General features: G+C 44.8%; 15 protein-coding genes. 10 read left to right on the plus strand and 5 right to left on the minus strand.

Annotated features, from left to right (window positions below; genetic code table 11):
* Positions 1 to 246 precede the first annotated feature (246 nt).
* Together KIH87_RS04445 and KIH87_RS04450 are read right to left on the minus strand one after the other, a co-directional pair.
* Complete coding sequence (locus KIH87_RS04445; RefSeq protein ID WP_232360333.1) at positions 247 to 1,329, minus strand: ketopantoate reductase family protein; 1,083 nt, start codon at positions 1,327 to 1,329, stop codon at positions 247 to 249.
* Between the two features lie 2 nt (positions 1,330 to 1,331).
* The gene (locus KIH87_RS04450) at positions 1,332 to 2,240 is read right to left on the minus strand and encodes an acetoacetate decarboxylase family protein (protein WP_232360334.1); all 909 of its coding nucleotides are present in this window, start codon (positions 2,238 to 2,240) and stop codon (positions 1,332 to 1,334) included.
* A gap of 78 nt (positions 2,241 to 2,318) precedes the next feature.
* On the opposite strand from KIH87_RS04450, the gene KIH87_RS04455 reads away from it, so the two are divergent.
* Positions 2,319 to 3,269, plus strand: a complete 951-nt coding sequence (locus KIH87_RS04455) for a helix-turn-helix domain-containing protein (RefSeq protein WP_232360335.1) — start codon at positions 2,319 to 2,321, stop codon at positions 3,267 to 3,269.
* Between the two features lie 175 nt (positions 3,270 to 3,444).
* Positions 3,445 to 5,514 (plus strand): neutral/alkaline non-lysosomal ceramidase N-terminal domain-containing protein, encoded by a 2,070-nt coding sequence (locus KIH87_RS04460; RefSeq protein WP_232360336.1) that lies wholly within the window; start codon positions 3,445 to 3,447, stop codon positions 5,512 to 5,514.
* Between the two features lie 549 nt (positions 5,515 to 6,063).
* On the opposite strand, the gene KIH87_RS04465 is transcribed toward KIH87_RS04460, so the two are convergent.
* Positions 6,064 to 6,789, minus strand: coding sequence for a hypothetical protein (locus KIH87_RS04465; RefSeq protein ID WP_232360337.1), 726 nt, complete (start codon positions 6,787 to 6,789; stop codon positions 6,064 to 6,066).
* A gap of 105 nt (positions 6,790 to 6,894) precedes the next feature.
* Between KIH87_RS04465 and KIH87_RS04470 the strand changes: the two genes are divergently transcribed.
* From KIH87_RS04470 to KIH87_RS04500, 7 genes are all read left to right on the plus strand, one after another.
* On the plus strand, positions 6,895 to 7,134 hold the full coding sequence (locus KIH87_RS04470; protein ID WP_232360338.1) for a hypothetical protein: 240 nt from the start codon (positions 6,895 to 6,897) through the stop codon (positions 7,132 to 7,134).
* Positions 7,115 to 8,656 (plus strand): Fic family protein, encoded by a 1,542-nt coding sequence (locus KIH87_RS04475; protein WP_232360339.1) that lies wholly within the window; start codon positions 7,115 to 7,117, stop codon positions 8,654 to 8,656. Before KIH87_RS04470 ends, KIH87_RS04475 begins: the two co-directional genes overlap by 20 nt.
* A gap of 81 nt (positions 8,657 to 8,737) precedes the next feature.
* Positions 8,738 to 9,268, plus strand: coding sequence for an RNA methyltransferase (locus KIH87_RS04480; RefSeq protein WP_232360340.1), 531 nt, complete (start codon positions 8,738 to 8,740; stop codon positions 9,266 to 9,268).
* A gap of 143 nt (positions 9,269 to 9,411) precedes the next feature.
* The gene (locus tag KIH87_RS04485; protein WP_232360341.1) at positions 9,412 to 9,651 is read left to right on the plus strand and encodes a hypothetical protein; all 240 of its coding nucleotides are present in this window, start codon (positions 9,412 to 9,414) and stop codon (positions 9,649 to 9,651) included.
* Between the two features lie 133 nt (positions 9,652 to 9,784).
* A complete protein-coding gene (locus KIH87_RS04490) occupies positions 9,785 to 9,943 on the plus strand; it encodes a hypothetical protein (protein ID WP_232360342.1) in 159 nt (52 codons plus the stop codon).
* An 8-nt stretch (positions 9,944 to 9,951) separates the two neighbouring features.
* Complete coding sequence (locus tag KIH87_RS04495; protein WP_232360343.1) at positions 9,952 to 10,149, plus strand: hypothetical protein; 198 nt, start codon at positions 9,952 to 9,954, stop codon at positions 10,147 to 10,149.
* A 60-nt stretch (positions 10,150 to 10,209) separates the two neighbouring features.
* Complete coding sequence (locus tag KIH87_RS04500) at positions 10,210 to 11,013, plus strand: hypothetical protein (protein WP_232360344.1); 804 nt, start codon at positions 10,210 to 10,212, stop codon at positions 11,011 to 11,013.
* A gap of 299 nt (positions 11,014 to 11,312) precedes the next feature.
* Here the strand turns inward: KIH87_RS04500 and KIH87_RS04505 are convergent, their stop codons facing one another.
* Positions 11,313 to 11,546 (minus strand): helix-turn-helix transcriptional regulator, encoded by a 234-nt coding sequence (locus tag KIH87_RS04505; protein ID WP_232360345.1) that lies wholly within the window; start codon positions 11,544 to 11,546, stop codon positions 11,313 to 11,315.
* 113 nt (positions 11,547 to 11,659) lie between these two features.
* A complete protein-coding gene (locus KIH87_RS04510; protein WP_232360346.1) occupies positions 11,660 to 12,043 on the minus strand; it encodes a hypothetical protein in 384 nt (127 codons plus the stop codon).
* A gap of 373 nt (positions 12,044 to 12,416) precedes the next feature.
* Between KIH87_RS04510 and KIH87_RS04515 the strand changes: the two genes are divergently transcribed.
* Complete coding sequence (locus KIH87_RS04515) at positions 12,417 to 12,887, plus strand: very short patch repair endonuclease (protein ID WP_232360347.1); 471 nt, start codon at positions 12,417 to 12,419, stop codon at positions 12,885 to 12,887.
* Positions 12,888 to 12,962: the final 75 nt, after the last annotated feature.

The raw sequence follows: 12,962 nt of genomic DNA on the forward strand, positions 1-12,962 counted from the left end.
CATTGTCCGGTATCCATCCAGCAGTAATCCACTGAGCCTCGTCATTATGCCCCCGCTTTCTCGTCATTATGCGCTCACTTCCTCGTCATTCCGAACTTGTTTCGGAATCTGAATGACTGTTCACGAGATACGGAGACAAACTCAGTATGACGCTAATGTTATATATACGCGGAATATTCTGGATGGCGCATCAAGTGCGCCATGACATTACTAGAAACGTGAAGCCTTATCCCGAGCCTGGGTTCATTAACCACACAGTGCCTGATACAAGGCTTTCACCGACATGGGTTGAAATGCCTCGGCGGCAAACTGTTCCTGACAGAGCCGATACAAAATCCCATTAATGGGAGCCGGAATACCATGTTCCGCGGCAATCTGTAGCATTTCGCCGTTAATACTTTCCAGCTCATGGGCGTGGCGTCCGTACAACACAATGTCTTGCGCCATACTGCTAATCACCATTTTCTTCATATTGCGCATAAATAGCGGGCGCGTTACCCAGGCTGGCATTTTGGCGGCGAAAGCAAGGGTGAACCAGCTTGGCATACCATCCAACTTGCATTCCTGATATCCGGCCTGTTTGAGAATTTGCATACCTTCATACAGCACCGACACCATAATGCGTTGAAATAGCTCTGGGTGATCAAGTTCCCGAAAGCCAAAGCCCACCAGTGTCGTGACCGAGTTAGTCAGGTTTGCCAGCATTTTGCAGACCACGGCGTTTTGCAGAGCTGGCGTAAGCTGTGTCGGCACACCTGAATTCAATAAGGCAACAATACTCTGTAATGCGCTTTGACTTAAATGATTCTCTGTATCGTCATCAAGCGAGCTATCCAACATGCTATTCAACATGCCATCCAACATTCTATCCAACATGCCAAGAACCAACGGCCCCTTTTTCTGATAACCAACCTTGCCCACCTTATCTTGCCAAGCGTTGTAGCAAACCACTCCGTAAGCGACTTTTGAGAAATAACGGGGCAGGACGCGCTGATTTTCGCGACCATTTTGCAAGCCAATGATCACAGGATAATCGCCATAAGCTTTCTGGATCACCTGTGCTACGCCATCCAGACTGTAGTTTTTCACGCACAGTAGAATAACGTCCGGTGGTGGGATTTCCGACAAGCTTGAAATGCAGGTTACCTGACGAACGCTTTCTTCTTTTGCTTGCTCATAACAGGTAATGCCGCTTTTTAGCTGAGCGATAATTTCGGGCTTATCGAACAAATATAAGTTCGGAATATAAGGCGTTAGCCAGTGCGCCAGCGTTGTGCCTATCGCGCCGGCACCAAAAATTAGTACGGTTTGTTCTGCGGGATTTGTCATGCTTACATTCCCAAAGTGCTTTCAGAAGCAACAGAAAACCCGGCTTGATAATCAGGATCGGATAAATCGAAACAGGCTTGCATGTTGGTGCAAAAGCGCGTTTGAAATGGATACGGGTCAATGTTCAGTGCGCGTAACTGTTCAGCAAATTTTCCCGTGCCTATTTGCAGTGCCGGCGTATTGCCCGACTTCTTCCATAAGCGACTCATGTTCTTCTGAACCAAAAACTCACCGGTAAAGCAGGTTTTGCTTTTGAGCAGTTGATTATTGAGCACTGAGTACAGGTGTGTTTTCACATCAAAGTGTTGCAACTCGGCGTATTTAAGATCCGTCGGTACGTCCAGTTGAATGTAGTTGTTGCCTTCTTCGTCGCTGGCTGTGGTGCGCACTTGGTTGCTTTGCTGTTCTATTTCAATGTTGTGCAACACCTTGGGTAAACCCCAAATATTGTTACCTCGAATTCGGTTTTCCAGCGAAGTCACCGGCATGTTAAACACATAGTAGCCAAAGCCGGGGTAGCCGGGGATCAACATGGGTAACAAGGGAATCGAGTAGGTGGGGTCTATTTGCACCGGTATGGTCATGGCTATTTCATTGTAAGGGGCAATGTGCATAACGTCGCGATAGATATAACTGGAAAACACCACCAAAGAACGCCCGCCGGGAACGCGCACCGGTTTCATTTTAGGATGCGGCATTAGCGATTGTGCTGCCTTGTAGTCACACAGGAAAATGGCTTGAGCACAGGTAACGTTGTTATAGAACGTAGGGAACAGATAATCCTTCTGAATGTTTTCGTTTAGCTGCAATGGTGCATTGGCACGACGTAGTTTAAAGCGCTGAAAAAACGGCGTGTTAAATTTGTCTTCGTTGGCAACCAGCTCTTCGGTTAATTGGGTGTTTAATTTCATTTCAATACTTCCTGCCGCATCGGGTTTGCAGTATTGTTTTCTAAAACCCCCTGTTATTGCATTGGTAAAAACAGCCTAATGTCTGAAATTGAAAACCTGATCCGCCGTTTATATTGCCAGTCGTCACGGATTGCGCCCGAAGCGTTTCGGCAGTGGGCGTTGATGCAATTAATCGACCTGATGAATGCCGATGCGGCGTTATGGGGAACCGGGAATTTAGGCACCTTAGAGTTTCATTATCAGGAACATATTGGTTTGGATGATCATTATGGTGAGCGCTTAGCCAATACGCTGGATATCAACCCTATCCGCCAAGCGGTACTACAAAACCTGCATGAACCGGTTCTGATGAGCGAAGTGTTTCCCGACGAGGCGTTTTTTCAATCTGAACTCTATCAAAACCTCTTCGAACCTTATGGTGTTAAACGCATTCTGGCAACAGGTTGCTATGAGCAGGAAAGTGGCTTGTATACCTTGATTAGCCTGTATCGTTTCGATGCCGAGAATGATTTTAACAATACCGACAAAGAACACATGCAGCGCCTTGTTTATCACTTAAATGCCGCTGCTTCCTACAATTACTTCTTGCATTTACAACAGCAAGACGAGGGGCAAACAGCGGCGATTTGCGACAAACACGGTATTTATTGGCAAACGCATCCAGAGTTCTTTGCCTTACTGCATAATCAGGCTAACAGTGAATCATCACAAACCGCTGATACGCCTAAATTCTCGTATCCGCTCGTTGATGGCGGTGAATATCAGCAAGGCGATTTACACATTCGGGTGACGGCTCAGGGGGAGTTATTCAGAGTGAGTGTGCGTCAGCTTAATCCGCTTGATACCTTGTCGGAAAGGGAACAACAAATCGTAAACTGGATTGTTCAAGGGCTTACCTTTAAAGAGGTTGCCAAAGAATTGGATTTGGCACCTTCAACCATTTCCAACCACTTATATCGCATCTATCGCAAGCTGGATATTGCCAGCCGTAGTCAACTCGCCAAGCTGTATGCCAAAGCTCAAGCCTGAGCACCAAGTTATCATTAGGTTATTTTTACTATAGCCTTTATCCGAAATAATGGGTAAAAAAGAAACCAAATAGTCGTGTGTTATCAACATATGGCTAACATGACCGCCCGGATAAATAAAAATCATAAATTGTGCCGGGTTAGGTTTCATTCATATGAGAACAGGAATCATCGCAATGAGAAAACATTTAAGTCGTTGGTTATTAGTACCAGCCTTATCGTTGCTGAGCACAGTGAGCTTGGCGGGCGATTGGCTGATTGGTAGCGGTAAATACGATATTACTGGCCCTGTCGCAGACGCGGGCATGGTGGGCTATGGTGAAGTCAGCCAAACAACCAAGGGAATTCACAGTCGTTTATGGTCACGCGCTTTTGCCATTACTGACCCTGAAACTGGCAAACGTGTGGTGTTTGTGTCGGCGGATTTGATGGGCATTACCCAAGGCGTAAAGCAGGGCGTAGTCAATAAGCTAAAAAGTCGTTATGGCAGCACTTTTAGTGACGCAAACGTAATGTTAACCGCGACCCACACTCATGTTGGCCCCGGTGGTTTTGACCATTATGTGATGTTGAACATGACCGCTTTGGGTTATGACAGCTTGAACCAAAATGCCATCGTGAACGGCATTTATCAGTCCATTGTTCGAGCTGTGGATTCTTCCGCTTCTGGCAACATCTACATGAGCAATGGTGATTTGCTTAACACCAGCGTTAACCGCAATCCCATTCCTTATAGCCAAAACCCGGAGGCGGGCGACTATCAGTACAATACTGATAAGCAAATGACCCTGTTGAAACTGGTTCGTGATGACGGCAAGGAAATCGGTAGTATTAACTGGTTTGGCGTGCATAACGTGTCTCTCGGTAATGATTATCGTCGCGTGAGCGCAGACAACAAAGGTGCAGCCAGCCAGATGATGGAAGATTGGGCGGCGGGTCGCGGTCAAACAAGCATGGTTGCCGCGTTTGCCAATAGTGCCTTGGGCGATTCTTCCCCGAATGTGTGTGGCCCCAGCAATGGTTGTGGCTCGAATGATGAGCAAAGCTTGTTGATTTCAGCCGGTAAGCAATTCAACAAAGCTCAGGCGTTGCATAATACGGCGTCGAGCCGTTTGTCTGGCAATCTGGATTATCGTCATAAGTACGTTTATATGCCGGGTTATCAAGTGTCTGACAAGTACACAGGAAGCGGTACTCAGTCTATGTGTGATGGCGCTGTAGGTTGGTCGATGACGGCTGGCGCAAGTTGGGACGGCCCCAGCAATATTCCGGGCGTGTTTGAAGGCATGTCGGTGGACAACGAAGGTGTTGATTGGAATCGCAATCAAAGCTTCTTTAGCACCATTCTCAATGGTTATCCCATGTTTGCGTTAATGAATGGCTTCTCTAATTTGGTCATGTTCAACGATGCAGTTGACGACCCTTGCCAATACCCTAAACCCACTTTTGTAAACCGCGTTACTTTGGGTTCTGAGCTGTATACCGCTTATATTCCATTCCAAATGTTCCGCATTGGTTCATTAGCCTTGATTGCCAGTGCCGGTGAAATGACAACCATGTCGAGCCGTCGCTTGCGTGACGAAGTTCGCTCTGTGCTGGAAAGTCAGGGAGTGAATACTTACGTTATCGCTGGGTTAGCCAATGCTTATCATGGTTATATCACTACTCCTGAAGAGTACAATATGCAGTATTACGAAGGCGGACATACTATTTACGGCCCCAATACATTGGCGGCGTACAAGCAAGTGTATAACCAAATGGCTACTGCCATGCGAAATGGTCAAAGTGTGTCTGCTGGCCCAACACCGCCAGACTTAAGCAGCTCGCAAAGCATTCACGTTGTTGGTGTGGTGTACGATGATAAACGCCTGTGGGAGTCATTTGGTCAGGTGTGGACAGATGCTAATTCCAGCTATTCCAAAGGCAATACGGTTAAGGTGAAATTCCGTTCAGGCCATCCTCGCAATAATTTGAAAACCAACAGCAGCTTCCTGGAAGTGCAACGCTATGTTAGTGGCAGCTGGCAAACAGTGTACACAGACGATGATTTGAATACTCGCTTTGTCTGGATACGCGACACGGCGGTAGATTGCCTGGCTTGCTCGTTTGCCGAAGTGCAATGGATAACCGACAGCTCTATTCCTTCTGGTACGTATCGTATCAGACATAAAGGCCATTGGAAGAGTGGGTGGAACGGCAGCATTAATAGCTACACCGGAACATCAAGAAGCTTTTCGGTGAATTAACATCTGGATGGCGGCTCCTAGGCCGCCATGACCGCAAGGAAGCACACAATCAAATGCCGCCACTTCCTCGTCATTCCGAACTTGTTTCGGAATCTGGATGACTGTTCACGAGATACTGAGACAAGCTCAGTATGACGCCAATGTTATATATACGCGGAATGTTCTGGATGGCGCATCAAGTGCGCCATGACAACAAATGAGCACACGATCAAATGCCGCCACTCCCTCGTCATTCCGAACTTGTTTCGGAATCTGGATGACTGTTCACGAGATACTGAGACAAGCTCAGTATGACGCCAATGTTATATATATGCGGAATGTTCTGGATGGCGCATCAAGTGCGCCATGACAACAAATGAGCACACAATCAAATGCCGCCACTTCCTCGTCATTCCGAACTTGTTTCGGAATCTGGATGACTGTTCACGAGATACTGAGACAAGCTCAGTATGACGCCAATGTTATATATATGCGGAATGTTCTGGATGGCGCATCAAGTGCGCCATGACAATAGAGGGGGTTTGCTATGATGTGAAAGAGAGCTTTCGCTTACTTTCTAAATAGCTTTGGTGTTGATCTGGCCTTACTGTAGTCAACCTGACCATTGACCAAACGCTGCGAATAGTGACCTTTATCTTTCTTCTGTTGCTGTTTTTTATCGTAATCACTGCGTCCCGGCGCATTTTTGAACGCATCTGTACCGAAAGGTGAGTTGGTCAATTGCCCGTCATTCATCCACTGCACAGTGTTTCCAAGATGTTGTTGGTGCTTGTAAATAAAGCGCATTTCTTTCGATGTGACGCTGTTGTAATGCTCGTGTTGTGGGTTGAAGATCGACTCTGGCGTAATTCCCTTGGTTTCATAGAAGATACGCTTATTATTTTCATGAGCGGAAATAACCCCCATTTTACTGGTTCCACCCCATTTCATTTGTTCTTTTTTAGCTCGCTCGGTTGCGTTTTGCTCCCGATTAATAATGCGATCCATGTTATGAAGATTCAGATAATGGCGCTCCCGCTTACCGCCACTATTGAAGGTATTAATATGAGCCGTGGTCGAGGCGTGATCCGTTGCTTTGGTCTGGCGTAAATTGGCTTGAGGGCCCGTTGCTGCGTTAGGTGTTCTTTCGGTTATCGGGTTGATGTAATTTGCTGGCGCATTGGCACCACTAAAGCCCTGCTTGTTAGCGGTGAGCTCTCGCTGACGCGCTGAAACCGTTTCATTACGACCATAAATCAGGTCACCCTGATTAAAATTGTCATACCACTTTGGCATACTCAGAACCTCACTTAGCCCATCAAGCCCTATTAAGTTAGCGGTGAAATTTCCACTCGATAAATTTAATCCTAATAGAAAATAGTGGAATCTCCAATATGTCTGATGTTGGGCTTGTCTTTTTCTCTGACTCCAACTTTGATAGCTTCCCTAAAAGCAAATACTACAGGTTTGCTAAAAGCAATCTTTGCAAGTATGCTAAAAGCAAGTTTTGCGGGTTGTTTAAGTACAAGTTATAGCGATGTCCCTGGAGCAGATTTTCAATCTGATTATTCACTTAAGTTTGGGGAACGCCGTGGCTTAGCACTTAAAGAGGTATTCATTGATGGCATTAACAGAAAATGAAAAGCTGGCTGCGGCGCTGGAAAAGGCGGCATCTCTGTCGGTGAACAATATCGTTCACTCTAAATTGCTAACGGCAAGAGAACGAGCTCTGCTTAACAAGCATGGTTTTTTGAAGCCAATTATTCGCGGCTGGTTTATGCTTGATGCCGATACTTCAACCCATAATGCTGGTGAATCAGCGTTGTGGTTTGATTCTATTTGGGGCTTTGTGAGTCAATATTTATTTGAGTTATTTGGAGATAATTATTGGCTAAGCCCAGAATCGTCATTAGATCTTCTCACCTCAAGTAATGCCTTGCCCAAACAAATCATCGTTTACGCGAATACGTCTACACGAACGGTATCGTTACCTCATGACATGGGGTTACTTATTATCAATAGTCCCAAAATACCTTATAAAGTGATTCGGGCATCGGAGGTGAACGTCATTTCTATGGAAGGGTTACTGGCAGACATTGCGCCTTCTGCCTATCGGCGAGATCCGCTGTCGTTGCAGTTAGCATTGAGAATGGCGGATATCAGTGAATTAGCACAAGCGTTTGAACACACTCGCAATGTCGCGGCACTTGGACGAGTGCTCGGAGCGTACAAAGCAATGGGAAAAACAGAAGAATACCAACAGCTTAAGCGAATCGTTGACGGCATAGGGTTAAAGGCACAAGAAGAAAACAATCCCTTTGAGCAGCCGATAGTGAATATTGGCGAAAGACGTAATGAAAATGCCGCTGCCATGAGGGTGAGAGCTCTTTGGCACACATTGCGCGATGATGTTGAGCAGACTTTTTCCAAGGTGCAACCGAAATTCAATTTTGCCGACAAGCCAATAGAGTCAATTCTGGCAGACATCGAGGAACTGTATATTCAAGATGCTTATCACTCGTTATCTATTGAAGGGTATCGAGTTACGCCGGAATTGATCGAAAAAGTGAGAATGGGAAGTTGGGATCCTGTGAACGCGAGTAAAGACAGGGAAGCCAAAGATGCGTTAGCGGCACGAGGCTACTTTGAAGCATTTAATGCGGTAAAAGCCTCACTCACAGCCATGCACAAAGGCACAGTAAGCAGTTTGTCTTATGCGGTCGCTACGGGAGTAACAGACTGGTATACCTCGCTATTCCAACCTTGCGTTACGGTGGGGCTAATATCCCCTAAAGATATAGCCGGATACCGAAAAGGCCCCGTTTATATTCGCACATCTCGTCATGCACCACCGGCCGACATCTACCTGCGAGATTGCATGGATGCATTAAAAGAATTAATCGACACCGAGCCAAGCTATCCTGTTAAAGCAGTGCTCGGGCATTTATGTTTGGGCTATATTCATCCATTTCCTGATGGCAATGGCAGAACGGCAAGGTTCTTAATGAATTTCCTCTTTACCTTGGGCGGATACGACTGGTGCATTGTTCACTTGGAAGATCGTAACCAATACCTTGATTCTCTTAACCTTGCGTCGCTAGATCAGCAAGGAAAGGCATTCGCAGAGTTTATACGTGAGTCAATGGAGAAAACCAATCGCTAAAGCCTGAGCCTCCAATTTTCCTGTTAATTCAATTAGTATGTCGCCACGTTTATGTATGAGTACAAGCGAGCAGTACCGGAAGTGAATAAGTCATCTTTTGTAGCAGTAGGGTTAGTGAACCCTAAAAGCCCAACTAATGTTGGAGCGGTGATGCGGGCTGCGGGGTGTTATCAGGTTGACGCGGTGTTTTACACTGGTGGGCGTTACGATAGGGCTGTGGCGTTTCAAACCGACACCAAAGATGTCACCAGCAAAATTCCGCTAACGGGCGTGGACTCGCTGCTGGCTCATGTGCCTGAAAATGCCAGCATCGTGTGTGTGGAACTGGTGGAAGGTGCTACACCGCTACCTGAGTTTCATCACCCGGATAATGCCTTTTATATTTTTGGCCCCGAAGACGGCACTATTGAACAAGAAGTGGTGGATGCTGCCGATGCCGTGGTGTACGTGCCGACTATTGGTTGCATGAATTTGGCGGCGACGGTGAATGTATTGCTATATGACAGGTTGGCTAAATCGGATTTGTCGTTCGCCAACGATGAGCTTATTCGACAAAGCAGAGATCGCAATAATAGAGTGCGCAATAATAAAATAAAGGTGGCCGCTGACTGATTTTCAGTTTTGTCTGTTTGTAATATTAGAGTGATGAAACTGATTTATAAAACAGGTGCTTAAGAATAAAAAGTGTGAAAATTTTTTGATCTATCAGCGAGCTTTGAATATATTCGTAGCTCTTTTTTCGCGGAGATAATCCTTTGACCACAAAACACCATCCAGCCAGATTGTATGTCAAGAAATTGAAAGACGTGTACGGCGGATATAAAGACTTCTACGTGCTTTTGTATGGTCATGATCCCGAGTCGCCCAATGAGCTGCAACGCTTCATCAATTATGTGAACCGCGGTAGTTATAATCTGGAATTTCTAGAAATGCTGGTAACCAAAACTGATACCAAAGGCATTACGCTGGAAGAGTTTATATTGGGTAAAAAGTAGCCTTTACATTTTATTTTCCTCATTTGACTTTCCTCATTTGCCCATAAAATCCCTTGAAATTTATTTCACTTGCCTTTTAATCATCTCGCGGATAATATTCTGACCTTGATGTTTTTGGTTCATCAATCACTTGATGCTCAGCCTTCACGAAGCGGTAAGTCATTATCTGGATAAGAGCCATATAACGGCTGAACTAAAAGCCACAGGTATTCGTATTTTCATAGCCTATGGTTCAGGTTACTATATTTACCGCCTTGGAAACCTTGCAGATGAAGTAAGGTGGGCGATGTAGGAGTAATTATGAACTTAAAAAAATACGTGTTAGCAATAGTGCTTGCCATGACATCGTTAGTCGTGGGAGCAACGGAAATGCAGGTCAGCAGTGAAGCAAATGCATCGGCATCGTGCTGGTGGATTTTTTGTGTGTCTTCGGCTTCTGGCACTGTAACAGTATCTGCGGGTGGTGCTGGTGATCCTCCGGGTCCTATACCTAATTAGCAGATTGAAAAGCTTTTCGGTGGATTAAGCTGCTCCACCGAATTCATAGAGAATAATGAAATGTTTGATTACGCAGTTGGCTTTGTTATTGATAACGTTTGGGTTCTGGTTTATCTCATTGCTGGATTTTATGGTTTTTATACTAAGCGGTTATATCGTCCATTCCTCCATACTATATTTACCTTGGCTATCACTTTCGGCTTAAGTCGAATAATCTATTCTCAATTTTTGCTACCGTTGGATAACCTTTATCAATTCTATTATTTATATTGGGCAGCAGCGTGTGGTGCGATTGTTCTAATCTTAGCTATTGACCACCATCTCTCTGGATTTGTTTATCACTGGCCATTAAAGCTCACTATGGGGTTGTTATTGATAGCTATGTCACTACACATTGCTGTTCATATTGATCGAAATATTGTGGCACTAAATGGAGCGTTAGAACCGAATCTTCATCTGAAGGATGCTTGGTGGTTATGGGCTGTTAGAAATATCTTCGTTAGTTTGGATAATGTACTAATCCTGGCAAGCTTACTTTTCCCTTATAAAGCCTTTCGCAGCTCTGAAGACATCTACCGTATTCCGGTGTCCGTAATGCAAATGGACAAAGTGTGCGACCGTGTGGAGTCGCTGGAAAAAATGCTGATGACCATGCCCAATGGCTTAAACAAAGCTCATGCTTTTCAGTGCGTTAATAGCGCAAGAACCTTGTTGAACCTGTGGGGAAGTGGGGGCGAAGACCGTAGCCATATCTACAGCGCCAACCTGCTATGCGACCGCGCCAGAGACCTCGCCATCTACACAGAAAAAGCCCTGGAGAAAAGGCTAAAGGCCGAATCGGAAGGGCGCGTAAAGCTGGATTAGATATCTGTGTTAGAGTCGATCCCTGAACCGGATTTGACCCCTCCCAGCCTCCTATACGGACACCTCACATTTGTCTATATAGGAAGGCCGGGATAGGGTTCTTTGCCTTCTCTGTCGGTGACTGATTATTGCAACTATTATTCAGGTTAGATAATTAGGTGGCAGCAAACATGGTGTTGAAACATCTCCCACACATTGTAAAACGTAAGAGAACCGGAAAAGAGCAGCAACACTTTTTCGGTCAGCTTATTGCTGTCATATTTTGTCATGCATTTTGCCTGTGATATTTGCCTTGCACATTACTTGCGCTGCCGAGTTTTAAGGAACTTTCTAAAATCATTCAGCTCATTCAAGGTCATACCGCAACCTTCCACCAAGGCAAAAAACTGGTTCACATTGGGCGTACCCACATTCTTTTCCCAGTTCTCGTAAGTTTTACGGGTTTTCACACCAGCAATATTTGCCATCTGCTGAGTGGTTAACCCCGCAACCCTACGCATAGCGCGTAAATCACTACCACGAATCATCTCCATACATACCTCGTTTAGATTAATTTAACACTCTGTATGGTAGATATAATAAATCTTTAAGGATTTTAATGTCAAATCCTAAATCATTTATTTTTTAACGCTCCAATGCATAGGGGCTAAATAGGTATATTTAGTCGAGCCATTTCCTCAGAGACATCCCAATCCGCGTTACTTACTCTTTGCACAAACTGCGATATGGAATAGTTGCTAATGGTGGCAGCCTTTTCAGTATGCATGCTGTTTGCTTGAGGTATGCCGTGTTCAAAGGCTTCGAGTATTGTCCAAACATGGTCGTCTACGCTAGGAAACTGGAATTGCGAAGCAAGTAATTCTGACGGTGTAGGTAGGCCAACTTGATGCGCGATGATGCTGTCTCCGTCTTCAAGGTGCTGGGACAAAGTGGTGATTTCTTCAGTGGTTATCGCGCCGGATAATATGATGGTTAGATAGCTTTTGTAGTTACTGGCATCAACGTATTTAAGAGATAGTTCCGTGTTCATTTTTATCTTCATTGGTAAATAAAGATATTATATTGTCTTTCTGTGGGTTTGATAGTGTCATCTTAGATGCATTATTCATCTGGTTGCTGTTGCTCGATGACTTCTATGCCAAGGCTGTGTTTTAGTGTCTTTCAAATACTTTCGAAAAATTAAGGAGAGTAATTACAGATGAATAAGTTCAGATGGAGAAGCTGAGAATAAAACCCCCACAGTCCATGTCGAGCTGTGGAGGTATGAATAGAAGCTGGTAGGTTATTTAACGCCAGTAATGATCAATGCAGAGCAAAGTAGAATACGTTTAGTGCTGTTATGTCTTGAATTTTAATGGTTTCTTTCATTGTTGGAATAGGAGGATATACGCACTAGACTCAAGGTGAATTTATTCAAAATAGAGCTGATTCTCTTGGATATTGTTACCCCTAAAAAACGAAGCCAGATGATGTCTGGTATCAAGAGTAAGAATACTCGTCCGGAAATATTGATTCGCAAGCAACTGCATAGGATGGGGTATAGATATAAGCTTCATGACAAGTCTTTCCCCGGTAAACCTGATTTGGTCTTCCCAAAATATAGAGCTGTAGTTTTTGTTCATGGCTGCTTCTGGCATCAGCATCATTGCCATTTATTTAAATGGCCGAAAACCCGACCGGAATTTTGGCGTAAGAAGATCCAAGGTAATGTTATTTATGATGAAAAAGTGAAGGAGCAGCTACTAGGGATGGGATGGCGGGTTTGTGTGGTATGGGAATGCGCAGTAAAGGGAAAAAGCGAAGATAAAATTAAGGAAGTAGCAGAGGCTATCAGCTACTTCCTCAGGGAGGATAGGTTAATTATTGATATCTGAAAGGAGTTTTATAAAACCATTTTAATATTGGCTTCTTATTTGTATTATTTGCAGTGAAATTACGCAATAAACAGT

This window comes from Paraneptunicella aestuarii, from assembly GCF_019900845.1.
In the GTDB taxonomy this organism is placed as follows: domain Bacteria; phylum Pseudomonadota; class Gammaproteobacteria; order Enterobacterales; family Alteromonadaceae; genus Paraneptunicella; species Paraneptunicella aestuarii.